Raw genomic sequence first — 23,846 nt, forward strand, 5'->3', positions numbered from 1 at the left:
CAAGTAAATTAGGATATATTTACATATGCATAGGTACTGTTTTTAAATTATCACATAAAAACCGCCTTCAAAATAACTAAGTTAGCATCAACTATCCTGCTATAGCTCTCTTTTACGCTTCTAAAATTTTAAATCCTAATTTCTTTAAATCTAACCAAAAATCGGGATAGGATTTAGAAACAACATTAGCATCTTCGACATATAATGATGTTTTAAGCGCAAGAGGTGCAAATGCCATAGCCATACGATGATCATGATATGTTGCTATAGTTATATCTTTTTTTATGGATTCTGAAGGCTCTAAACGAAGAGAATTCTCGGTAACATTAACTTGCCCGCCTAATTTTTCGATTTCATTTTTTAAAGCTTCCAGACGATCTGTTTCTTTTATTTTTAATGTGTGTAAGCCAGTAAGATAACATCCAATACCTAATCCAAAACAAGTTACAGCTATTGTTTGAGCAATATCGGGAGAATTAGATAAATCTAATCCATCTTCAAGTTTCTTAAGTTTATCCGATACTTTTTTTAAGGTAATTGTATTTTGATCAAAAGTAGTTTCTACTCCTAGGCTTTTGTATATTTCTGCAAGTTTAGCATCTCCCTGATAGCTCTGCTTTTTATAACTTCCAATAGTGACAGATGTATTATCAGAAAGCGCAACAATACTATAAAAATAAGAAGCAGAACTCCAATCTGATTCTACTACAATATTTTTTGGAGAAATTTTGTCGCAAGGATTAATGGTAATTTTATTGTCTTTAAAAACACCTTTAATACCAGCATCACTTAACAAACTTAATGTCATATTAATATAAGGCACAGAGGTTACTTTTCCTTCTAATACGATTTCTAACCCATTGGGTAATGAAGGAGCAATTAACATTAATGCCGAAATATACTGACTACTCACATTTGCTTGTAAAGAGACAGAATTTGTTTCGGGTCGCTTTCCTCGAATACGTATCGGAGGGTACCCATGTTCGTTTTCATAACTAATCTCACATCCTAATTGTTCTAATGCTTCGACCAATATTTTAATCGGCCTTTCTTTCATTCTTTTACTTCCTGTAAGTACAGTCTCTCTATTCTGTTTAACAGCAAAATATGCTGTAAGAAAACGCATTGCTGTACCTGCATGATGAATATCTACAGTAATTTCATCACTCTTCAATGCTTTTTGCATTAACTCAGAATCATCACTGTTAGATACATTTTCGATACCTATATTAGGGTATAATGCCTGGAGTATTAGTAACCTATTTGTTTCACTTTTTGATCCCGTAATTTGTAGCGTATTGCCTTCTATATTGGGTATGTGTTCTAATTTCAAATTCATTTTATCGATTTGATTTCCTTTTTCTTAATTCAAAATAATATCCCATGATCATCCCATATATTAATCCTCCTACTATTCGAGATATCATATATCTAATCCATTGTTGCTGATTGATTCTTTCTTCTACAAAAGTACTCCAAGTAGAACTGCTGTATTGCATGAAATACTCAATAACACTAAAAATAATTATAAAGCCAAATCCTATAAAGCATACAGAGGACCAGTACTTTTTTGACGAAAGAATTGATGTAAACATTATTTTAATTTTTCGTTGTTATGGTGACGATCGTGATCTCTTTTTGTTTTAATATCCAGCTTTTTATCAAAAGCTTCCTGAAGATTAATTCCTGTTTGATTAGCCAAACATAATACCACAAACAAAACATCGGCCAATTCTTCTCCTAGATCTTTATTTTTATCACTCTCTTTTTCACTTTGTTCGCCATAACGTCGTGCTATAATTCTGGCAACTTCTCCTACTTCTTCGGTAAGCTGCGCCATATTGGTTAATTCATTAAAATACCGTACTCCATGATTTTTGATCCAATCATCTACAGCACGTTGGGCATCCTGGATATTCATAATTATATTTTTTTAAGCACTATCTGTTCATTTTCTTTTTCAATAACTTGATTATAAAACTCTTTTAATGTCAAATAATAATCTGAAGGAAGAAAAGCAACATTAACAGTTTCATTAACAACAATTTGTATCATCCCATTGGCTATATTTGACCTAAATGAAAAAGCACCTATGTTTTCTGGCATTTTAAAAGCTCCCGATTTTGGAAGTTCGGCTACCTCATATCCTTCAGGAATTTTGATACTTACCATATAGGCATTAGTAAACCCATAACCAAAATCTATTGGATATTCTCTATTGTTAGATTTAAATACATTTTCTTTATCTCTTAAAAATAACAACGGAGAAAAATACATCTCATTTTCGATAGATTCTACCTGGTCGTAAGATATAAAATTAAAGCTTTCGCTAACTCCTTTCCCGGCTTCATTTATACCTTTAACAGTATATTCTTCAATTTCGTCTAAGCCAAACCTTTTCTTAAAACGCTTTACTTTACTTTCATCATCTTTTGCTTCATTTTCTATCCTAAAATCATGTGCAAAATAATCCATATGACGAACATTAAATTTTCCTTTTACAGCACCATCTTTATCAATTTGACATTGTGCACTATATCTTTTTAAAGAAGGTCTTTTTGGTCTAAAGTTTACTCTTTGTGAAGTACCATTTTTAGAAATTACTCTTCCAGATCCACGAATTACTCGATCTGGTAAAACATTAGGTAAAGCATATCTATCTGTAGCATCTAAGTACACATGACTACCATCGGCTAATTTTACTCTGGATATCACATAATTAAAGCCATCTACAGTAGGAAACAGAGCAATAACTCTGTTACTTGCACTTACTAATACAGGATTAGCATCCAGGCCAACATGAGATAACATAGAAGTAAGCATCAGATTAATTTCTGCAGAATTACCTGTCTTTTCTTTATATGCTTTTTTAACTCCCACACTTGTACCCACAGCATACGCATCATTCCATCGCATCCTTTTTTTCACATAATTGAATACTTTCATCATTTTGGTTGTCTGATTTTCTGAGCGCGACACTACGGCTTTTAAATCTTCTTCATAATAACTTTTCTTTTTTAATTCTTCGCCAAAATTACCGCTTTTATAAATTGTTTTCGTAACATCTTCCCAGGTTGTAGAATAGTATTTAACAGGTGTATTTGGCCAATTAACACTAGATAACTCATAACTTATACTCGAAATATAATTTTTCACATTTCCAGAAAACGGCTCTATTTTAAAAGCAGGAATATTGGTTGAATTAATTGTATTTTTAATAACCTTAAAATCAATATTGTTCATTGAAGTTGTTGAACTTAATGCTCCTCTTGACCCTCCTCCTGTTCTGGTCCTCGACATTAACGTAACTTTATCGTTATGTTTAGATTCCTTAATATCAATTGGAAGATATCCTGATGTAAACTTTTTGAATGTAAAATATTCTGGAGATTCAACTACTACATCGAGTTTTTTAATTGGTATTTCATATTGCAGATAGATTCTATCCATGTTGTATACAAATGGTGAAATGATCTTATATTTATACTCAATTATTGATCCTTCTTGTAAAGAGGGCATTGTAAATTTTATTTGATCGTAATATTTAGAATATTCGTTTTTAAAAATTCCATCTTTTTTAAGTTTGGTTTCTACAATTTTATTATCAACCAAACTATAGGTAACCCCTTTTAAGCTCATTATTTTTTCATCCTCGCCATTTTTATGATATAAAAACACCTCATCTGTTGCATAATCAAATCCATCTTTTTTGTATAACTTGATTCTTTTATATACCTCGGTAATCAATTGAAAACCCTGAGATTGATTATAATTCATATGTACATGTTTCTTTTCATAAAGAACAGCAGCATGAGCCGTACTATCCATAGGATAAGATTGCTCTGCCAATTCTTCTTTAGATACTTTTCCGTATTTATACTCCTGTGCAAAACCGCTTGCAGAAACTATAAAAAAGAAACCAAATAGTAATGTATTTATATTTTTCATTGCGATGGTTATTTATTGTTGTTTTAATGCTATTCTTGATTTATCTATTTTCTTAATTTCGGATCTAAACCTTCTATATTCATCATATTTTTCTTTCGGAAATGTACCGTCAACTATTTTTAAAAATCGTTTGAATTTGAGTTGCTTATCATCAATCTTTTCGAGTTCATAACTATAACTACCAAATACGGTTTCAATAGATTTTTTTTCGGGTAAATTCCCCATCATATATCCATCAGGTAAATTAATAATGTATTCATCTGTATTTACATACCCTCTTGATATTACCAAAGGGGTTTTTCTCGTATCATATTTAGGTAGATTAATCTGATCTCGACTAAAAAGATTAGGAGATATTAATAAACGGCTTCCTACTTTTTTAGCATAAGAAACACAAGAGATTTCTATGTCCTCTGTAAATTTGATATTGTCTTTATTATCATTAAGATTTATCTTACCGATTTCCAGATTATTGATATATCCCCAAAATTCTTTATAATATAATTTTTGATCTTTTGGTGTTTCAAACTGAATATTATAATTCCAGTCATATTCAAGTCCCTGCGATACTCTTTTTACAGTTGCAGACATGGATCTATCTACTTCAAGATTAACTGTAGCCGTAGTATGAAGTATATTTTCTTCAGGTTCATATTTCTTAGTTCTTTTAATGGTTCCTCCTTCAGGAGTAATTACCAGTACATCTCTATTATCAGTAAAATCACCTATAAAATTAAATGGGGTGGTTTGACTGGTACATTCAAGCCAGAGATCTTCTTCTTCATCTGGTATATTAAGTATCACATGATTTCCTTGCATTGATGCAAATTCTGAGTCAATATCTCTTCTCTCATCAGCATAAACGACTGTATAATAAGAATTTACACCCTGACTATCTAATAAAGATTTAGTATAGTTTGTTAGCGCTTTACAATCTCCATATCCTAATCGATCTACGTCTTCTGCCAAAAATGGGACCCAACCTCCAATACCTAATTGTACACTTATATACCTGGTTTTATCCTGTACATATTCATAAATTAACTTAGCTTTCTCTTTTTTTGTTTTTGCATTCGCAACCAGTTTGCTTATCTTTTCGGTAGTCTCAGAAGGTAATTTACCTCTACCAGATATTAGTTTATTGTATTTCCATTTTCCAAAAGATTTCCAGTCTGTAGCTGCACCCTTAACTCCTTCTAATGAGAATTCGTTTAATGCCACCTTTACCATCGGCGTCATATCATTTAGAGAAGGACTATATACTTCGGGTAATCGTGCTGGGATATTAGAAATTGAATACGAAGTTTCCAGGTCGGTCTTATTTGTTTCGACCGGATAATCATCAAAATTTGTTTCTCTATATCTAATCGAGATTTTTGATGAATTTAAAATCTTATAGTTAGATTTTTCAATACTTAATCTATATGCCAAAATTGGTTTCCAATATTTTATAAATGCTGTAGTTGAGCTTTCTACCTCACTTTCAAATGCAAGTGTATAAGGGTAATTTAAAGGGGTGTATTCAAAATATTTTATTCTATTATCATTCATTAATGAGATCCCATCAGAAACACTTCTATCTTTAAAATCCTTCTTTTTATATTTTTTAATTTCTTTACCAAAAGAATCATAAACTATAGCTTCTAGTCTTTTAATTTTTGTAGATGGGCTATACCCTTCATAAGAATCAGCATATCCGTTTCCATATTTATTAAGTACAGTAACAATTCTTTTGGTTTTTACAACAACAGAATTTATTGACTTTATCTCAATAGTAACTTCCTCGGATCTTACAATAGCATTAGCATTTTTAGTAAGTGTAGAATCTAAGAGTACAGCTTGTAGCCTTAAATCATCCTGAGCAGAGATTTGCCCAATACAGAATAACATAAGCACAACTGAAACCAGTAGTATTTTTTGTAACATAAAAATTATTTTAGGGGGTGGTTTATTCTTTGTTTTTTGTGTCTACAGTTATAGTAACAGGCCCATCATTAAGTAGTGATATTTTCATATCAGCTCCAAATACACCTGTACCTATTTTCTTTCCTAAATCCAACTCTAATCGTTGTACAAAATTCTTATAGAGAGGAATTGCTATCTCTGGTTTTGCCGCTTTAATATAACTGGGTCTATTGCCTTTTTTGATACTGGCATGTAGTGTAAATTGACTTACTACTATAGCATCTCCATCTATATCCAATACACTTTTGTTCATTACACCGGCTTCATCTTCAAATATCCTAAGGCGAGATATTTTTCCTGATAACCAATCTATATCCTCTTGCGAATCCTTTTCTTCTATTCCTATTAGAATAAGTAATCCTTGATTTATATTTGAAACAATTTTTCCTTCGACACATACGGATGCCTCAGAAACTCTTTGAATTACGGCCCTCATTTATTTACCATTGATTTTAAAAAACAAAAGCTTTTTTATTACCCTACTTATCTGATATAGAACAACATGTTTTGTTTGCGTGTTTTTCATTCAATTATTACATTAAATAATTCCAAAAGTCATTTTAATTAACAACTTTATGGCACAAGTATACAGTGTTTGAGTTTCATTTTTCGGAACTGAGAATTTTTTTTTATTTTCTTATCAACTGATTTAGCACAACTTAGAAATTTAATCTGTTTTGCTGCCGTGGATTGCGAAAATTATTCGTCGTCGTAATTATTTTTTCTGTAGTGTTCTTCTTCTCCTTCAAGAATTTGTAAATAGCTTTTATATCTAGACCAGGCAATTTCTTCGTTATCTAATGCTTCTTTAACAGCACATTTTGGTTCATTAATATGCAAACAGTTATTAAACTTACAGCCTGATTTTAACTCAAAGAATTCGGGAAAATAATCTCCCAGTTCTTCTTTATCCATATCAACAACTCCAAAACCTTTTATCCCAGGTGTATCGATAATCTTGGCATCAAAATTAAGATCAAACATTTCTGCAAAAGTAGTCGTATGTAAACCTTGTTGGTGTTGATCGCTTATTTCGGCTGTTTTTAACGACAAATCGGGAGCAATTGTGTTAACTAAAGTAGATTTTCCTACCCCACTATGACCAGAAAACATACTTACTTTATTTTTCATTATTGCTTTTACTTTGTCTACATTTTTACCATTCTTTGCAGATATTCCTATACATTCATATCCAATTTTTCTATATATCGCTGCCAGATATTTAATCTCCAAAAGCTCATCTTCACTATATGTATCTATTTTATTAAAAAGCAAGATTGCTTTAATACCATATGCCTCTGCTGTAACTAAAAATCGATCTATAAATGTTGTAAATGTTGTTGGATTATTTAAGGTTATTAATAAAAAGACCACATCTACATTTGAAGCAATGATGTGTGTCTGCTTTGACAGGTTTACTGATTTTCTAATAATGTAATTATGCCTTTCGTGAATATATTCGATAACTCCCGTTTCCTGATCATTATTAGTTTCTAATTTAAAATCCACTAGATCTCCTACCGCCACAGGATTAGTACTTTTGATGCCTTTAATCCTAAATTTTCCTTTTATACGACATTCGTATACTTTTCCGTTATTAGTTTTTACGGTATACCAACTTCCTGTAGATTTATAAACGGTACCTGTCATAAATACAAAGATGCAAATATTAATATTTGTAGAGGCCCTATTTCTTTTCTTAATTAAAAAAACATAAAATCCTACAAAGCAATTTCTTTACACAATTATTGTTCTTCTCTAAGATATTATACCAAAAATTTGGTAAAAAAATTGGCATAATGCATCATAGAAATATTATTATATCAAAGTAAGCTTTTTTGACGATAAAATTTAATCGCAATACACTATCTTGTTTAAAAGAAAACATAAACCCCACTCGTTATGAATCGCAGCGAATGGGGTTTTTATATTATCCTCTTGCCACTTTTTTCTGATGATTTATTGATTCCTGGTGAATTGCTTTATAAATACGAAGTATAAATTCTTCACTCAATCCATTTTCTTCTCCTTCAAGAATCATTCTTCCCAATATTTCATTCCATCGTTTAGATTGTAAAATAGCAACATTTTGCTTGGCTTTTACTTTTCCTATATCATCAGAAATTTTCATTCTCTTAGATAAAACTTCTAACAATTGATTATCTGCGATATCAATCTTAGCACGTAATTCGCTAAGTGCTTTTTGATATGCTTCATCTTCTCCAATCTCTTTACGAATTTTTAAATCTTTCATATATTGAATCAATGTTTCTGGCGTAATTTGTTGTTTGGCATCACTCCATGCATTATCGGGATCATAATGTGTTTCTACTATAAGTCCATCAAAATTAAGATCCAAAGCTGTTTGAGACAGGTCAAAAATCAAATCTCTTCTTCCTGCAATGTGAGAAGGATCTAAGATCAATGGCAAATCTGGGAAACGATTTTGTAAATCGATCGGAATCTGCCACTCTGGGATATTACGATATTTTGTTTTCTCATATGTCGAAAACCCTCTATGAATTACTCCTAGGTTCTTAACATCTGCAGTATAAAAACGTTCTACAGCACCCAACCAAAGAGATAAATCTGGGTTAATTGGGTTTTTTATTAAGACCGGATTATCGATTCCTTTACAGGCATCTGCAATATCCTGAACAATAAAAGGAGATACTGTACTTCTTGCTCCTATCCATAAAACATCAACTCCATGTTCTAAAGCTAATTCTACATGATGCGGATTTGCTACTTCTGTAGCGATCTTCATCCCAGTTTCTTCTTTAGCTCTTTGCAACCACTTTAACCCCAAAGCTCCTACTCCTTCAAAGTTTCCAGGTCTTGTTCTTGGTTTCCAGATTCCTGCACGCAATACTGTGGCATCAGAATCTTTAAGTTGATGTGCTATTTTTACTACCTGGTCTTCTGTTTCGGCACTGCAAGGCCCTCCGATTACCAATGGATGATCCAGATTGTAATCATCTAACCAGTTTCTAAGTTCTTTTTTATTCTCCATTTTTATTTTTTATTCTTATTTATTAAAGTTTGTATTGGTTCTATAGCTTAAGCAATTCCTTTTAAAATTGTCTTTATATGATTTGTATCTTCCATTTCTCTATATACAGCTAAAAAATCATCATTTTCAATCAACTCTTTAAATTGAGCAAGATTAGCAATATATTCTTCTAATGTCTCTATTATATTTTCTTTATTATGCTTAAAAATTGGTGCCCACATAGCGGGAGAACTTTTTGCTAATCGAACAGTCGAAGCAAAACCACTACCTGCCATATCAAAAATATCTCTTTCGTTTTTCTCTTTCTCGATTACAGTTTTACCTAACATAAAAGAACTAATGTGTGATAAGTGCGAAACATAAGCAATATGCTTATCATGAGAAGAGGGATCCATATAACGAATTCGCATACCTAATCTAGAAAAAATCTCCATCCCCTTTTCTTGTAATTTAAATGCTGTTTTTTCTACCTCACAGATAATATTCGTTTTTCCTCTATATAAATTTGCAATTGCTGCTTGTGGCCCAGAAAACTCTGTACCTGCAATTGGATGTACTGCCAAATAATTCCTTCTTTTGTCATGATTCTCTACAGCATTACATAATTTCTTTTTGGTCGAACCAGCATCAAAAACTAAACAGTTATCATTTATTTTATCTAAAATAGTGGGTAATATCTCTACGGTTGCATCTACTGGTATGGCGATGATAACCACATCTGCTTTATCCAACTCATCCAAACCAGATGTATAGTCAATAAAGCCTAGTGATAATGCTTCGTTCAGATTATCTTCACTTCTATCCACACCATAAATCTTAGCTTCGTTAAAAGCTGCTTTAATATCTATGGCAAAAGAACCTCCGATTAGACCTACCCCTACTACAAATACATTCATCTAGTTACAATTTTGATTTATCATACTCTTTGTCGCCAATGGTAATTCTGTTTCATGAAGTCTTCCTATAGCCTCTTTAATATTCTCTTTGGTTACACAAAGTGAAAAACGTATATATCCTTTTCCATTACTTCCGAAAATATCCCCTGGAGCGATGAAGATATCATTCTCATATAAAATAGTGTCTATAAATTCTACTGCATCGGTTCCTTCTGGTAACTTAGCCCAGACAAACATTCCTTTTGCGGTTTTATCATAACTACACCCTAAAAGATCTACTAACTCCCAGATCAAGATTCTTCTTTCCTTATAGATTGCATTCATTTTATCATACCAGCCATTAGAAATACGTAATGCCGCGATAGCTCCTCTTTGGATTCCTTGAAACATACCGCTATCCATATTACTTTTCACTTTTAAAATCGCTTCAATTTTATCAGAACTACCACTAACCATTCCCACACGCCATCCAGCCATATTAAAAGTTTTGCTTAAAGAATTTAACTCCAATGCTACTTCTTTTGCTCCTTCTATCGATAAAATACTTGTAGGGCTATCATTTAAAATAAAACTATATGGATTATCTTTCACCAATAGGATACTATGTTTTTTAGCAAAATGAATCATTTTTTTAAATAGCTCAACATCACCTGAAGCTCCTGTTGGCATATTTGGATAATTCACCCACATGATTTTCACCTTACTCAAATCTCTTTTTGAAAGACTATGGAAATCGGGCTCCCATCCATTATTTTCAACTAAATCATAAAAAATTGGTTTTGCACCTACCAAATTAGTCACTGCACTATATGTTGGATATCCAGGATTAGGAACCAATACTTCGTCTCCTTCATTAAGGTAAGCCAGAGAAATATGCATGATTCCTTCTTTAGATCCCATTAAGGGCAAGATTTCGTCTTTTGGGTTTAAGGAAACTTGGTATTTTGCGCTATAAAAATCTGCAATAGCTTCTCGCAATTCTGGCAAGCCTTGGTAGCTTTGATATTTATGAGCACCATCTACAAGTACCGCTTCCTGAATGGCTTGCACTACTTCTTTTGGTGGATCCAGGTCTGGGCTACCAATAGCCATATTTAAAACCGGTTTTCCTGAGGCGACAAGTTCTCTAACTTCTCTTAATTTTTTGGAGAAATAGTACTCTTCTACTGTGTCTAATCTTTTTGCCGTTTGAATGCTCATCCGTTTTGATTTTTATATTCACCCAATACTTTTAGTTCTAATGCCATAATTTTTAGGATAGACATCGCTTTAGCATAATCATTATAATCTGTAAAAGTCACATCTACAAAAAAGGAATATTTCCAGGGCATACTAATAATGGGTAATGATTGGATTTTGGTTAAATTCAATCCACAATCGCTCATTACATTAAGCACTGTAGCCAAACTTCCCTTTTTATGATCTGTTAGAAACTTCAAAGATGCTTTGTTGATATCTTTCTTTTCTGAGTTAGATCCTTCTGCGGTATTTAAAATAAAAAACCGAGTACTATTAGATTTTATAGTTTGAATTTCTTTGGCCAAAATATTTAATTGATAAATATTTGCAGCGGTTTCTCCTGCTACAGCAGCAATTCCTTCTAGTTGCTGCTCATGAATTCTCTTAGCAACATCGGCTGTATCTGCATCCTCTATCAATTTGATATGTGGTTGTCTTCTAAAAAACTCTTTACATTGTAGCAAAGCCATTGGATGAGAATATACTTCTTTAACGTCTGAAATTTTCTGCCCCTCCAAAGCCATTAAACAGTGATGAATAGGTAAAAAATATTCTCCTCTAATGGTAAGATCATGCTCATCTATATAAGCATAATTTGGAATAATAGAACCCGCAATAGAGTTTTCGATTGCCATTACTGCATCTGTACTCTTATTATGTTCTAAACTATGCACTACTTCCTGAAAAGACATGCATTCATTTACGTCTATATCTTCACCAAAATATGCCTGAGCAACACCGTGATGATATGAGCCTTTTATTCCTTGTATTGCAACCTTTTGTTTCATCTGTTTATTTTATTTTGCTTTTATCCGTCAAATGGAATTCGCCAATAATCATTTTGGTTGGTATTAACCGGGTTATTATGGCTCATTTCATATACTAATTTTATTGCAAAAAAAAATCCCGATTTTTCATCGGGATTCTAGTTTTATAAATTTTGCTGATTTATTTACATAGTGATCCCAATCTTGCTTTTAAAATAAAAGAAGAAAAAATAGAATCCGTTCCAAGTAAATAAATTGCTCATTATTGTATCATTATTACGTTGCTAAATTAGCTAAAACTATTACGATTCAAAATAAATTTTGATTTTTTTCATGATCATCAGAGTATTATCATCAAATCTTGATGTTTTAATAGATATTAATGAAAATTTTTAAACAAAACATCATGTATTCTATGAATCTTCTACTTTTTGAATCACTAACAAACGTTTGTATTTATATCACATTCAGCTCTTTACCTACTTTAGTGAATGCTTTCACTGCTTTTTCTAAGTGATTGCGATCATGAGCAGCTGACAATTGCACTCTAATTCTTGCTTTCCCTTTAGGCACAACTGGATAGAAAAATCCTATAACATAAATTCCTTCTTCAAGTAATTTAGCTGCAAACTCTTGCGCAAGTTTTGCTTCATATAACATTACCGGAACGATAGGATGATCTCCCGGGATAATATCAAATCCTGCTGCAGTCATTTCTGATCTGAAGTATTTTGTATTTTCTTCTAGTTTATCTCGTAGCACTGTAGAAGAACTTAACAAATCTAATACTTTGATCGATGCTCCTACAATTGATGGCGCTACTGTATTAGAGAACAAATAAGGTCTGGATCGTTGCCTTAGCATTTCTACAATTTCTTTTCTTGCAGCAGTAAACCCGCCAGAAGCACCACCCAAAGCTTTACCATAGGTCCCGGTAATAATATCTACACGTCCCATTACATCACGATACTCATGTGTTCCTCGACCTGTTTTTCCTAAAAAACCTGTAGAATGACATTCGTCTATCATAACCATAGCTTCATATTGATCTGCCAGATCACAGATTTTATCCAACTGTGCAATTGTACCATCCATAGAAAAAGAACCATCTGTCACAATAAGTATACGTCTTGATCCTTCTGCTGATTTTAATTGCTTTTCAAGATCTACCATATTATTATGTTCGTATCTAAAGCGTTTTGCTTTACATAGCCTAACCCCATCAATAATAGAGGCATGGTTTAGTGCATCAGAGATAATCGCATCTTCTGGCCCAAGAATAGGTTCAAATACTCCTCCATTAGCATCAAAAGCAGCTGCATATAAAATGCAATCTTCCATTCCTAAAAAATCGGCAGTTTTACGCTCTAATTCTTTATGAATATCTTGAGTTCCGCAAATAAATCTCACAGATGACAATCCATACCCATGAGAATCTATAGCTTTCTTACCCGCTTCAATTACATCAGGATGTGATGAAAGGCCTAAATAATTATTTGCACAAAAATTTAATACATCTTTAGTATTTGTTGTGTCTATACTCGCTCCTTGTGGGGTAGTAATTATTCTTTCGGATTTATACAATCCTGCCGATATAATCTCATCCAGCTCTTTTTGTAAATCGTCTTTTATATTTGAAAACATGTTACTTGGTATTTATTCTTTATTGTTATATTTCATTTCATACAAAGATGTAAACATCAAAGCATTAAAGTTGCCTGATTCTTTGATCCTCTTTTATATTTTTCTTTCAGTTTTTGGATCATTGTACTTGTGATCGACTCAAGGTCAAATTCTGGTTTCCATCCCCAATCTTTAATTGCAGCAGAGTCGTCTATAGATTTAGGCCATCGTGCAGCAATTTCTTGTCTAAAATCAGGATTATATTTGATTTCAAAATTAGGATATAATGTACGAATTTCTGCCGCTACTTCTGCAGGTGAAAAGCTAATTCCTGCAATATTATACGAAGTTCTTATATTGATATCTTCTTTAGGAGCATCCATTAATTCTAAAGTTGCCCGTATGGCATCTTCCATAAAGATCATAGGTAAGGTAGTATCTTCTTCTAAAAAACAACTAAACTCTTCTCCTAAAACTGCTTTGTGATAGATATCTACTGCATAATCTGTAGTACCTCCTCCTGGTAATGATTGATACCCAATTACACCTGGATAGCGAATCGACCTAACATCAAGTCCGTATCTAAGAAAATAATATTGCGCCCAATTCTCTCCTGCTGCTTTACTAATCCCATATACTGTAGCAGGATCCAGATAGGCATTATTTGGAGTATGTTCTAAGGGTGCTCCTTCACCAAAAACGGCTATAGAGCTTGGAAAAAATACTCTATCAATATTGTGTTGCCTAGAGACTTCGAGTACATTAAACAAAGTTTTCATATTAATGTCCCAGGTTCTTAAAGGTGTTTCTTCTCCTTTGGCAGAAAGAATTGCTGCAAGGTGATATATTTGAGTAACTTTATACCGAACAACTACCTCCTCTATTCTATTCATATCTGTTGCATCGATTATTTCAAAAGAGCCTTCGTATCCTTCTCTAGATCTTAAATCAGAAGCAATTACATTAGAGCTTCCAAATTTTTGTTTGAGAGATTCTGTTAATACTGATCCTAATTGACCATTCGCTCCTATTACTAAAACAATCGTTTCCATATGTTCTATTTTCACTTAAAATTCAACTATTTAACAGTGTTATTTACTTGGCAAAGTACAAAATGTAACGTTTCCTGCCATAATCATTAAATAATTAAGCAATAATTACTAATTATTAATATAAATTCAGCTATATTTACTTAAACATAAGCTTAAATTCTATTTTTGAAGTAATTTTTTTTTGAATTAAAATGGAACAATTAGATCATACCGACATTACTATCCTTAGAATTTTACAGGAAGATTCTAAAAAAACAGCAAAAGAGATTGCCAAAATCCTTAATATTACTGCCTCTCCTGTATACGAACGAATACGACGATTAGAAAAACAAGGATTCATTAAAAAGTATGTTGCGATCTTAGATAAGAAATTAATTGATCGTGCGATCACTACAATTTGTCAGGTTTCTATGCGCTATCACAATGAAGCTTTTATAGAAAAATTCGAAAAGCAGATCCAAAATTTGAAAGAAGTACAGGAATGTTACCATATGGCAGGGCAGGTAGATTTTGTTTTAAAAATTCACACCAAAAGTTTAGAAGAATATCATGATTTTGTAAAAACAAAACTTTCAAAAATCGAAAATATTGGCGTCCTAAATAGCACTTTTGTTCTTAAGGAAATTAAGCACACATCAGAGTTTTATATTTAATAGATATTTTTTTAACCAGAGCGCAGATCTTTTCATTTTGCGTTGCATAGTATTTCTATCTAAACTTATTATCCCAAATTTAGGAATATATCCTTCTGCCCATTCAAAATTATCTACCAATGTCCAGAGTAAGATTCCTTTGAGGTTTATATTTTTACCCAATACAGTTTTCATTCCTTCGATTATTTTTTGGTAATACTCGATCCTTTTCTGGTCATCTTCATTCTTAGATAGTGCCATTCCGCATTCAGAAAGCCAAAGTGTTTTTTTAGGGTTGTATTTAGCAAATCTTTCTAAAAAATACTGTACTCCTTCTGGATATGTTTCCCACCCCATCACCGAAGTTTTCACATTCCTTTTTTCAGGTTTCACCTGAATTGCTCCAAGATATGGGATATACCAAGCTGCTTTAACTACTTCTCTTGCATAAGTTTGAATTCCCCAAAAATCAAAATCAGTTTTTAATGCTTCAATATCTCCTTTTTTATAATATTTAGATATACGTTTTAAGGTCGGAAAATCATTATCGGGATACCCCAATCCCAAATGAGGTTCTATAAACAGGCGGTTCATTAATGTATCGATCCTAATAGCTGCTTTATGATCAGCAGTCGTATTTCTATAGGGTTCGATTTTGGTACAACTTATTGCTGTACCTACCTGAAGGCCTTCTTTTTTCTTCAAAACTTTAAACCCTTCAGCTTGCGCCAATAAAAGATGGTGTGTACTCGAAATAAAATTACGAATCCCTCTCTTGCCAGGAGCATGTACACCAAGAAAATAACCTCCGCCAATACATACTATTCCCTCGTTAATCAATACCCAATGCTGTACTCGATCTGCAAAATAGTTTCTTAGTACAGTTACATATGCTGCATACCAGCTAATACTATCTCGATTTGTCCAACCGCCCTTATCTTGTAATTTTTGTGGCAAATCCCAATGGTATGTTGTAATCCAAGGTTCTATTCCTACTTTTAAACAGTAATTAATTACCTTATTATAAAATTCAATTCCTTTTGGATTCACTACTCCTGTACCGTTTGGAAGTATCCTTGACCAGGAAACAGAAAAGCGAAATATCTGTAATCCAATATCTACAGCGAGATCGATATCTTCTTCGAATCTATGATAAAAATCTGTTGCAATTTTAGCATTAGAACGGTCTTTGATTTTATAGGATTTTTGAGTAAATGTATCCCAAATAGAAAGGCCTTTTTCATCCTTATCATAAGCTCCTTCAGTTTGATGAGCAGCAATTGCAACTCCCCATTTAAGGGCCTTAATTTTTTTCATTATGTTTTAAAAATCTAAAAAAGACAAACATAGCATATCAATGCTTAAACAATCCTTTTTTAAGAAAAAGTGATACTATAAAAAAGATAATTTGCTGACTTACACAAACCAGTTTATGAAGAAAATTATAGACTATCTGTTTTAAGTTGATTAGTGACATATTAAAAATATCTTATCCTATATTATAAAGATAATACATCTTTTATCTTATCATTTTACCTCAATATTATCTTAATGTTACTATCATTTTTTCTAAGTTTCTCATACAATCCATATATGAATTATGTACTTTTGGATACCAACGTATATTACTAAGAGAGTATTTACACTATAATTCTACTAAAAAAACTTAGAAGAATTATAGAAATAATGACGATCTATAATGTTATCTAACCAAAAACAAATGGAGCAGGAGATAATTCTGCCAAGTATCAAAGTATTAGGCAAGGACTTATTGTATTTAACCAAGGCACAAAAGGTCTGGACTATTACAAAACCATTTCTGTGTTGTTTCGGATATTTTTATTTTGCTAGTAATGAATTATGGATCTTGGCAATCCTATCTGTTGTTATATTGATGTTTGTTACTTATGTTTCGACATCTCACGACCTTGTACACGGAACTTTAAAATTACATCCTGGTGTAAATAGATTTTTCTTATCAATTATTGAAATATTAACCTTAAGAAGCGGTCATGCTTTTAAGGTATGTCATATTAACCATCATCGCAATTTTCCTAAAAAAAACGATATTGAAGGTGCTTCTATACATATGAAACCGTACGAATTAATTCTAGAAAGCATTATTTATTTGTACAAACTATTTTTCTGGGCACGAAAACACGCAAAGACTAAGGATAGAATTTGGATACATATTGAAGGGTCCATATTTCTGATATATATAGTAATAGCAATACTACTATACCAACACTATCCTTTTTTATTATATTATTTTTTATTAGTTCAAATGGGAAGTTGGCTGTATCCACTATTTACAGTATATATCCCCCATAAAGTAAATTACACACATCCAATATTTCAAACAAAACTATTTAGAGGTCCGATCATAAGCTTCTTTTTTGCTCACCATAATTATCATTTAGAACATCATTTGTATCCCATGGTTCCTCATCAAAACTGGAGGAAACTTGGAAAAAGATTACTCCCATATCTTAAAAATTACAATCTCGAAACTATCAACTTATAAAGTTAAAAATTAATGAAATTATATCGCCTATTTATTAAAAATGGAATTATTCCTTTTGTTGTTTTGGGCATTATATTATTGTTTATTGGTGTGTTTTTAATAGGACAATCGCTTTCTGGAAGCTTTTTACCTCATGATATTGATATTCTAGGCATGACAGCAAAACAACTTTCTAACTATAAAAACGGAAAAATTGTGAAGTTCATGTTTCATGATCGTGTTTCTTACGGAGGCGCTTTAATTACGGTTGGCATCTTATACCTTTGGCTAGCATTAGTTCCGTTACAAAAAAAAGAGCCCTGGGCATGGTGGGTTCTTTTTATATCAGGTATTTATGGTTTTGCAAGTTTTTTCTCGTATTTAGGATATAATTATTTTGATTCATGGCACGCGCTAGGAACAATAGCGATTACCCCGTTATTTATATTAGGACTATATCATTCTTATCAAAAAGAATCAAAATATCAATTTAATTCTCTTTTCAAAAAACAGAAAAGATTTCATCTAAGTTCAAGATTGGGTAGAGGAAATTGTTTAATGTTACTAAGTGCTTTAGCACTTTTTCTGGGAGGTGTAATTATAATGATAGTAGGTATGACTTCTGTTTTTGTTCCTCAAGATCTCGCTTTTATGGATATCAAAGTATGCGGACTTCAGGATATAAGTCCCAAACTAATCCCTGTAATAGCGCATGATAGAGCTTCGTTTGGAGGTAGTTTGGCTACCATCGGTATTATGTTATATTTTATAATCTGGTATGCTAAGCCTTCAAAAATCTTATGGGAAACTTTGGCAATTGCAATAACCATAGGCTATTCTTCTGCTATTTTAGTTCATTTTGTTATCGGATATTTAAATTTTTCTCATCTATTTCCAGCATTTTTAGGTTTATTCATTTTTATTATGGGTCTCTTCTGGATAGAAAATGATTGGTCAAAAAAATAACACTTAGTTTTTTTGTCATATTAATTAACTTAACGCAAATAATGGATAAAGAAAATTTACATTAAATTATTTTTTCTCAGTTTCTCACACAATACATATATGAATTATGTACTTTTGGGTATAAACAGATCTCATACTCGTTCTATATGTCTATTTCGGTATCCAATATTTCTAAACTTTATAATGATCAAAAAGCACTTAATGCTATCTCTTTTGAAATAAAACAAGGTGAGATTGTTGGTTTTCTAGGTCCCAATGGAGCAGGTAAATCGACTATGATGAAAATCCTAACTACTTATCTTGATCCTTCTGAAGGTTCTGCCATTGTTAATGATTTTGATATACATTCCCAATCTATCGATGTACAAAAAAGCATAGGGTATCTTCCTGAGCATAACCCATTATATTTGGAAATGTATGTACGAGAATATTTAGTATTTAATGCCCGAGTATATAAGATCTCAAAATCCAGAATTGAAGAAGTAATCAAATTAACAGGGCTAACTCCAGAGGGTAATAAAAAAATTAGTCAACTTTCTAAGGGGTATCGCCAGCGAGTTGGTTTGGCATGTGCATTACTTCATGATCCTCGAGTTTTAATACTGGATGAGCCTACAACTGGTTTAGACCCTAATCAACTAGTAGAGATTAGAGAGTTAATAAAAACAATTGGTAAAGAAAAAACTGTTTTTTTATCAACTCACATAATGCAAGAAGTTGAAGCGATGTGCGATCGGGTTATCATTATTAATAAAGGAGAAATTGTTGCAGACAAACATTTACATGAAATAGCAGAAGAGACCGATCAGATCATCGAAGTAGAGTTTGATTATCGTATAGAAGAAGCTTTTTTACAAAAATTACCTAATGTAAGTGATGTAAAAAATATTCATGGGTTTATCTATCAAATCACTTTTGACACCAAAACAGATATGCGTCCAACGGTTTTTGACTTTGCCCATGATAATAAATTGAAAATATTACAACTATCTCGAAAAAATAAAAACCTGGAGAGTTTGTTTAGAGAACTTACTAATCCTTCTTAAATTAATTCCTACACACATCTCAACACTCTAATTAACAATGATTTGCCTGTTCTATATCATTTAAAATCTCTTTGAGTTTTTGTACAGAAATTGGTTTAACGATGTAATCACTTACATTCTCAAAGGATTTAGCTCTTATAATATCCTCTGGGTCAACAGATGAGGAAACGACATAAATAATTATTTTCTTCTTGCATGGCACTTTTACGAATTCTTCCAAAAACTGTATCCCGTCAAGCACTGGCATATTTAAATCCAACAAAATAACATCTGGTAATTTTTCATTTGCCGAAATAATCGCTTTTAGATTATTTAATGCTTCTTCTCCATTTCGGAAGACCATAAAACCATTACAAAAATCAACAAGTTCCATTATTTTTTTAATCCCAAATACAAAAATTGGATCATCATCAATAATACAAGCTATATCAATTTTTTTCATGTTTCATATAAATTTTAAAAGTTGTTCCTTTATTTACTGTACTTTCTACTTCAATTTTACCACCCATGGCTTCTACCTGGTTCTTGGTAATAAACAGTCCTATACCTCTGGCTTCTTTATTATTATGAAAAGTCTTATACATCCCAAATAGTTTGGCTTGATGTTTTTTTAGATCAATCCCCAATCCATTATCTTTGATATCTAAGATTACAAAATCACCTTCTATTCTGGTACTCAAATCAATATAACTCTCTCTTTCATCAGAACTATATTTTATCCCATTAGTTATAAAATTCAGTAAAATGCTATCTAAATATGCCGGGATTCCTAAAATATTTGTACCTAGTTGTGTATTATTATTAATAGTTACTATAGTCTCTTTTGCAATAGCAGAAACACTTTCGGTCACCTTGTTAATTGCTTCATATAAATTCAACCCAACTAAATTCTCATCAACAGAAGTATTCATTAAGACTACTTCATTTAAATGTACTATAGTTTCAGTAAGATTCTCAGATGCTGTTTTAAAAAGTTGAATGATTTCATTATCCTCAATCTCTGGATTTTCCTGAATAAACAGGTCAAGCAACATTTGAAAATTTCCAGAATGTGATTTTAAATTATGCGAAACTATATGCGCAAAATTACGCAGTCTTTTATTTTGATCTTCTGCAACTATCAGCCATGATTTTAAATCCTGCTCTACTTTTTTAATCTCACTAATATCGGTTGCTACCCCAAGATATCCATTAATCACTCCTTTGTTTTTAATAGGTGACAATGTAACCTGAACAGGAAAACAAGTACCATCTTTTCTTACATGCATCCACTCTTTTACATCATATTCCTGATTCTCGAGTAACGTGGTAAAAACCTCAAAACCTTTAATTTCTTGATCTAACAATAAGGATAATTCTGTCTCTCTCTTTTCTATTTCTTCTTTTTGATGTAATATCAAGAGTGATTTTTTTGATATCATTTCCTCTTTGGTATATCCCAACAGGTTTTCTGCCCCTTTATTAAATGTAGTGATCAAACCATTCTTATCTGTACCAATTATACTTACCTGAGTTATATCATCGATTATACTTTTTAGTTCACCCACAGTATTCTGTAGCTTTTGCCTAGCAATAATTTTATGGCTTATATCTGCAATTTGAGCAATAAAATAGGTAGGTTTATCACTTTCTCCTTTAATAACCGAAACCGAAAGGTTGATATATACAATATGACCATCCTTATGAAAGCATCTTTCCTCCATATTGCTATACAACGTTTCTCCTTTAAAAAGTTTTTGAAATAACGTATCACTTATTGCTAAATCCTCTGGATGAAGAATATCTTTAAAAGCCAGCTTTGTCAATTCGCTATTAGAATACCCAAGAATCTCACACAGTTTATAATTTACTTTTGTAAAATGACCTTTTTGATCCAACATAACCATTCCTATCGCAGCATTTTCAAAATTTCTCCTAAACATTTCTTCGCTAATGCGTAGACCTATTTCTGCTTTTTTGGTTCTAGTGATATCTGCAGTATGCATTAAGATACCTCCTATTTTATTATCATCGGTATACCATGGTCTCAACTCCCAAGTTAGCCATTGTATAGACCCATCTAATCTTTCAAAACGATCTTCTTCGCTTTTTAACACTTCTCCGTTAAGGCATCTTTTATGATCATCTTTCCATTTTTCTCCTATTTCGGGGAAAACGTCATAATGTGATTTACCTATAATGGTATCATCACTAATATTATAATCTTCATACCATTTTTGAGAAACTGCCAAATAACGCATATTAGTATCGAACATTGCTATAGCACTTGGAGCCTGCTGTATAAATAATTTGTTTTTTTCTAAATCCTTCTTACTCTCTGTGATTTCTTGATGTGAACCAATCATCCATTCTGGGTTTCCTTCTGAGTCCCAGCTTACTACTTTTCCGCGATCCAACACCCATATCCATTCTCCATTTCTATGTTTCATTCTGGCTTCACATTCATAAAAAGGTGTTTTCCCAGAAAAATGATCTTCTAATAGTTTATTAGATTTTTTCAAATCATCGGGATGTACAGCTTCTGCCCATGTATTGATAGAAACTGGTTCTAACTCTAAGAGAGAATACCCAGCTATATTAGCCCATCTCTCATTAAACATAGTTTCTCCTGTTTTTACATTCCACTCCCAAGTCCCCAGATTTGTCCCTTCAATAATGTGTTGATAACGATCTACCTGTCTTTGTAGCTGTATTTCTACTTTTTTTAATTTAGTAATATCGGTATGTGCACCCAGCATTCGTATAGGCTTCCCATTACTATCGCGTATCGCTAATCCTCTACAATGAATCCATACCGTATGCCCAAACTTATGTTTATACCTTACGATTTGATCATACGGATGCGAAGGGTCTTTACAATGTTTTGTAAAATTAAGAAATACTACTTCTAAGTCTTCTTTATTTATAATATCCTGCCATGCAGAAGCATTATGTGGCATCTTATTGGGATCATATCCCAAAGTGGTCCAAAACTTAGAATTCATCCATTCGTTTTCGGGATTATCTAAATCCCAAAACCAAAGCCCATCAAGGCTCGATTTTTGTATAAAATCAAAAATATAATCGTCTTTCTTAATAAGAGCATACAGTTCTTCTTTAAGATAATTTTCTTCTACATTCTCAACATCTTGAGTCTTATCAAACTGATTTCGAATCATTTTTAAATATAAAATTTGGAATAAAATCCTGGTGTCTTATAAAGTTAGACATTAATTTCAATTAAAAAGATTTAAATTCCGCAAACTTTTTATGGTGTTACCCCACTTCTTTTTTAGGTAAACTTTGTTGAAATCAGTTCGAAATGCAAAAGCAAGTATAGAAAAGTATAGATATTCTATTTATCAATACCAAGAGAAGTATATTGATATAATTATTGAAATATAAGCCTCCCTGTAAAAAACGCTTTTACTTCAACATTTGAAGGTCTGTTCACCGAAATTACATCTCCTGTACTTCGTATCTCTCCTGTAATTGATTGTTGAGGGTTTACTATAATTTTATTAGTTCCTCTATGAAAAACATTAACATTCTCGGCTACTAAATTGGCTCCTTCAAATCTTCCGGTTCCCGAAGCAAAATTGACATCTAATGTCTGTACTGTTCCGGTTATAAAAAATGAAGCAATATTATTTCCTACTACACCAATAGTTTCGCAATCTACACGTAAATTGAATGTTCCTGTTGTAGTTTCTGTATTTTCACCAAAATCTTCAGATAATAGCGTTAATGAAGTATAGTTTAATATCCCATCGGATGAGATATCGAATTGTGTTCCACTCCTTATTTCTGTAATATTAGGAGCAGTAACAAAAACCTTAGTTTGATTAAAATCTCTAAAAAATGCACAATCATTGGTATTACTAAGTACTAGACGATCATCTTTAACTATTGCCGAAACTTCGTTTAGCAAATTATCTCCTGTTTCAATAATTACTGAAGTAGCCGCTCCTTCTTTTATGATTAATTCTATATTTGGATTCACCAAAATACGTGTGAAATCAGTAACTTCAATTTCTTTTCTAACTATTGTTCCTGTTCTTTGAAAACAATCTGAAGCATTTTCAGAATCACAGCCAAACAAAAATAATACTACCCATATCCCAACACATCTTACTACCACATATTTAAAAAAAGACTTCGACATGTCAAGTCCAACATTTTGTTTTCTTAAACTTATATTAAGATTCATCTGTTCT

21 protein-coding genes are annotated in these 23,846 nt (G+C 32.1%); 4 read left to right on the forward strand and 17 right to left on the reverse strand.

Annotation, left to right across the window (positions count from 1 at the left end; genetic code table 11):
• Positions 1-112: 112 nt before the first annotated feature.
• From aroA to Z053_RS0111155, 13 genes are all read right to left on the reverse strand, one after another.
• The gene (aroA, locus tag Z053_RS0111095) at positions 113-1,339 is read right to left on the reverse strand and encodes a 3-phosphoshikimate 1-carboxyvinyltransferase (protein WP_025665083.1); all 1,227 of its coding nucleotides are present in this window, start codon (positions 1,337-1,339) and stop codon (positions 113-115) included.
• A gap of 1 nt (position 1,340) precedes the next feature.
• On the reverse strand, positions 1,341-1,595 hold the full coding sequence (locus tag Z053_RS28350) for a hypothetical protein (protein ID WP_035095847.1): 255 nt from the start codon (positions 1,593-1,595) through the stop codon (positions 1,341-1,343).
• On the reverse strand, positions 1,595-1,921 hold the full coding sequence (locus Z053_RS0111105; protein ID WP_025665084.1) for a nucleotide pyrophosphohydrolase: 327 nt from the start codon (positions 1,919-1,921) through the stop codon (positions 1,595-1,597). The genes Z053_RS28350 and Z053_RS0111105 overlap by 1 nt, the downstream gene beginning before the upstream one ends.
• Positions 1,922-1,923: 2 nt before the next feature.
• Positions 1,924-3,948 carry a DUF3857 domain-containing protein gene (locus tag Z053_RS0111110; RefSeq protein ID WP_025665085.1) on the reverse strand — a complete coding sequence of 675 codons (2,025 nt, stop codon included), beginning with the start codon at positions 3,946-3,948 and terminating at the stop codon, positions 1,924-1,926.
• Between the two features lie 12 nt (positions 3,949-3,960).
• A complete protein-coding gene (locus tag Z053_RS0111115; RefSeq protein WP_025665086.1) occupies positions 3,961-5,874 on the reverse strand; it encodes a DUF3857 domain-containing protein in 1,914 nt (637 codons plus the stop codon).
• Between the two features lie 22 nt (positions 5,875-5,896).
• Entirely contained in the window at positions 5,897-6,349 is a 453-nt protein-coding gene (gene dtd / locus Z053_RS0111120; RefSeq protein WP_025665087.1) for a D-aminoacyl-tRNA deacylase, read from the reverse strand.
• A 263-nt stretch (positions 6,350-6,612) separates the two neighbouring features.
• Positions 6,613-7,563: a ribosome small subunit-dependent GTPase A gene (gene rsgA, locus Z053_RS0111125; RefSeq protein WP_025665088.1), complete on the reverse strand. Its 951-nt coding sequence runs from the start codon at positions 7,561-7,563 to the stop codon at positions 6,613-6,615.
• A 280-nt stretch (positions 7,564-7,843) separates the two neighbouring features.
• Positions 7,844-8,926: a bifunctional 3-deoxy-7-phosphoheptulonate synthase/chorismate mutase type II gene (locus Z053_RS0111130; RefSeq protein WP_025665089.1), complete on the reverse strand. Its 1,083-nt coding sequence runs from the start codon at positions 8,924-8,926 to the stop codon at positions 7,844-7,846.
• 47 nt (positions 8,927-8,973) lie between these two features.
• Positions 8,974-9,822, reverse strand: a complete 849-nt coding sequence (locus Z053_RS0111135; RefSeq protein ID WP_025665090.1) for a prephenate dehydrogenase — start codon at positions 9,820-9,822, stop codon at positions 8,974-8,976.
• Positions 9,823-11,022 carry a pyridoxal phosphate-dependent aminotransferase gene (locus Z053_RS0111140; protein WP_025665091.1) on the reverse strand — a complete coding sequence of 400 codons (1,200 nt, stop codon included), beginning with the start codon at positions 11,020-11,022 and terminating at the stop codon, positions 9,823-9,825.
• Entirely contained in the window at positions 11,019-11,849 is an 831-nt protein-coding gene (locus tag Z053_RS0111145; protein ID WP_025665092.1) for a prephenate dehydratase, read from the reverse strand. The genes Z053_RS0111140 and Z053_RS0111145 overlap by 4 nt, the downstream gene beginning before the upstream one ends.
• 435 nt (positions 11,850-12,284) lie before the next feature.
• The gene (gene kbl / locus Z053_RS0111150) at positions 12,285-13,472 is read right to left on the reverse strand and encodes a glycine C-acetyltransferase (RefSeq protein WP_025665093.1); all 1,188 of its coding nucleotides are present in this window, start codon (positions 13,470-13,472) and stop codon (positions 12,285-12,287) included.
• A gap of 56 nt (positions 13,473-13,528) precedes the next feature.
• Positions 13,529-14,503, reverse strand: a complete 975-nt coding sequence (locus Z053_RS0111155) for an NAD-dependent epimerase/dehydratase family protein (protein ID WP_025665094.1) — start codon at positions 14,501-14,503, stop codon at positions 13,529-13,531.
• Positions 14,504-14,694: 191 nt separating this feature from the next.
• On the opposite strand from Z053_RS0111155, the gene Z053_RS0111160 reads away from it, so the two are divergent.
• On the forward strand, positions 14,695-15,156 hold the full coding sequence (locus Z053_RS0111160; RefSeq protein ID WP_025665095.1) for an Lrp/AsnC family transcriptional regulator: 462 nt from the start codon (positions 14,695-14,697) through the stop codon (positions 15,154-15,156).
• On the opposite strand, the gene Z053_RS0111165 is transcribed toward Z053_RS0111160, so the two are convergent.
• The gene (locus Z053_RS0111165) at positions 15,139-16,452 is read right to left on the reverse strand and encodes a glycoside hydrolase family 1 protein (protein ID WP_025665096.1); all 1,314 of its coding nucleotides are present in this window, start codon (positions 16,450-16,452) and stop codon (positions 15,139-15,141) included. The genes Z053_RS0111160 and Z053_RS0111165 overlap by 18 nt on opposite strands.
• 403 nt (positions 16,453-16,855) lie before the next feature.
• On the opposite strand from Z053_RS0111165, the gene Z053_RS0111170 reads away from it, so the two are divergent.
• From Z053_RS0111170 to gldA, 3 genes are all read left to right on the forward strand, one after another.
• On the forward strand, positions 16,856-17,659 hold the full coding sequence (locus tag Z053_RS0111170; RefSeq protein ID WP_025665097.1) for a fatty acid desaturase family protein: 804 nt from the start codon (positions 16,856-16,858) through the stop codon (positions 17,657-17,659).
• A 12-nt stretch (positions 17,660-17,671) separates the two neighbouring features.
• Complete coding sequence (locus Z053_RS0111175; RefSeq protein ID WP_025665098.1) at positions 17,672-18,604, forward strand: hypothetical protein; 933 nt, start codon at positions 17,672-17,674, stop codon at positions 18,602-18,604.
• A gap of 146 nt (positions 18,605-18,750) precedes the next feature.
• Entirely contained in the window at positions 18,751-19,650 is a 900-nt protein-coding gene (gene gldA / locus Z053_RS0111180) for a gliding motility-associated ABC transporter ATP-binding subunit GldA (RefSeq protein ID WP_025665099.1), read from the forward strand.
• A gap of 31 nt (positions 19,651-19,681) precedes the next feature.
• Here gldA and Z053_RS0111185 read toward each other — a convergent pair whose 3' ends face one another.
• The 3 genes from Z053_RS0111185 to Z053_RS0111195 form a co-directional block, all read right to left on the reverse strand.
• Positions 19,682-20,092 carry a response regulator gene (locus Z053_RS0111185; protein WP_025665100.1) on the reverse strand — a complete coding sequence of 137 codons (411 nt, stop codon included), beginning with the start codon at positions 20,090-20,092 and terminating at the stop codon, positions 19,682-19,684.
• Positions 20,079-22,808 carry a PAS domain S-box protein gene (locus Z053_RS30065; RefSeq protein ID WP_025665101.1) on the reverse strand — a complete coding sequence of 910 codons (2,730 nt, stop codon included), beginning with the start codon at positions 22,806-22,808 and terminating at the stop codon, positions 20,079-20,081. The genes Z053_RS0111185 and Z053_RS30065 overlap by 14 nt, the downstream gene beginning before the upstream one ends.
• 212 nt (positions 22,809-23,020) lie before the next feature.
• Positions 23,021-23,839, reverse strand: coding sequence for a head GIN domain-containing protein (locus Z053_RS0111195; RefSeq protein ID WP_025665102.1), 819 nt, complete (start codon positions 23,837-23,839; stop codon positions 23,021-23,023).
• Positions 23,840-23,846 lie beyond the last annotated feature (7 nt).

The sequence above is a fragment of the Aquimarina megaterium XH134 genome (assembly GCF_000520975.1).
Classification (GTDB): Bacteria; Bacteroidota; Bacteroidia; order Flavobacteriales; family Flavobacteriaceae; genus Aquimarina; species Aquimarina megaterium.

What these genes read in the sequence shown, in the direction of transcription:
- Z053_RS0111105 (WP_025665084.1), bottom strand. Translation starts at nt 1,921, where the DNA reads ATGAATATCCAGGATGCCCAACGTGCTGTAGATGATTGGATCAAAAAT.
- Z053_RS0111185 (WP_025665100.1), bottom strand. Translation starts at nt 20,092, where the DNA reads ATGAAAAAAATTGATATAGCTTGTATTATTGATGATGATCCAATTTTT.
- kbl (WP_025665093.1), bottom strand. Translation starts at nt 13,472, where the DNA reads ATGTTTTCAAATATAAAAGACGATTTACAAAAAGAGCTGGATGAGATT.
- Z053_RS0111160 (WP_025665095.1), top strand. Translation starts at nt 14,695, where the DNA reads ATGGAACAATTAGATCATACCGACATTACTATCCTTAGAATTTTACAG.
- Z053_RS30065 (WP_025665101.1), bottom strand. Translation starts at nt 22,808, where the DNA reads ATGATTCGAAATCAGTTTGATAAGACTCAAGATGTTGAGAATGTAGAA.
- Z053_RS0111155 (WP_025665094.1), bottom strand. Translation starts at nt 14,503, where the DNA reads ATGGAAACGATTGTTTTAGTAATAGGAGCGAATGGTCAATTAGGATCA.
- Z053_RS0111145 (WP_025665092.1), bottom strand. Translation starts at nt 11,849, where the DNA reads ATGAAACAAAAGGTTGCAATACAAGGAATAAAAGGCTCATATCATCAC.
- Z053_RS0111135 (WP_025665090.1), bottom strand. Translation starts at nt 9,822, where the DNA reads ATGAATGTATTTGTAGTAGGGGTAGGTCTAATCGGAGGTTCTTTTGCC.
- Z053_RS0111130 (WP_025665089.1), bottom strand. Translation starts at nt 8,926, where the DNA reads ATGGAGAATAAAAAAGAACTTAGAAACTGGTTAGATGATTACAATCTG.
- Z053_RS0111110 (WP_025665085.1), bottom strand. Translation starts at nt 3,948, where the DNA reads ATGAAAAATATAAATACATTACTATTTGGTTTCTTTTTTATAGTTTCT.
- Z053_RS0111170 (WP_025665097.1), top strand. Translation starts at nt 16,856, where the DNA reads ATGGAGCAGGAGATAATTCTGCCAAGTATCAAAGTATTAGGCAAGGAC.
- Z053_RS0111140 (WP_025665091.1), bottom strand. Translation starts at nt 11,022, where the DNA reads ATGAGCATTCAAACGGCAAAAAGATTAGACACAGTAGAAGAGTACTAT.
- aroA (WP_025665083.1), bottom strand. Translation starts at nt 1,339, where the DNA reads ATGAATTTGAAATTAGAACACATACCCAATATAGAAGGCAATACGCTA.
- Z053_RS28350 (WP_035095847.1), bottom strand. Translation starts at nt 1,595, where the DNA reads ATGTTTACATCAATTCTTTCGTCAAAAAAGTACTGGTCCTCTGTATGC.
- Z053_RS0111175 (WP_025665098.1), top strand. Translation starts at nt 17,672, where the DNA reads ATGAAATTATATCGCCTATTTATTAAAAATGGAATTATTCCTTTTGTT.
- Z053_RS0111195 (WP_025665102.1), bottom strand. Translation starts at nt 23,839, where the DNA reads ATGAATCTTAATATAAGTTTAAGAAAACAAAATGTTGGACTTGACATG.
- Z053_RS0111165 (WP_025665096.1), bottom strand. Translation starts at nt 16,452, where the DNA reads ATGAAAAAAATTAAGGCCCTTAAATGGGGAGTTGCAATTGCTGCTCAT.
- rsgA (WP_025665088.1), bottom strand. Translation starts at nt 7,563, where the DNA reads ATGACAGGTACCGTTTATAAATCTACAGGAAGTTGGTATACCGTAAAA.
- gldA (WP_025665099.1), top strand. Translation starts at nt 18,751, where the DNA reads ATGTCTATTTCGGTATCCAATATTTCTAAACTTTATAATGATCAAAAA.
- Z053_RS0111115 (WP_025665086.1), bottom strand. Translation starts at nt 5,874, where the DNA reads ATGTTACAAAAAATACTACTGGTTTCAGTTGTGCTTATGTTATTCTGT.
- dtd (WP_025665087.1), bottom strand. Translation starts at nt 6,349, where the DNA reads ATGAGGGCCGTAATTCAAAGAGTTTCTGAGGCATCCGTATGTGTCGAA.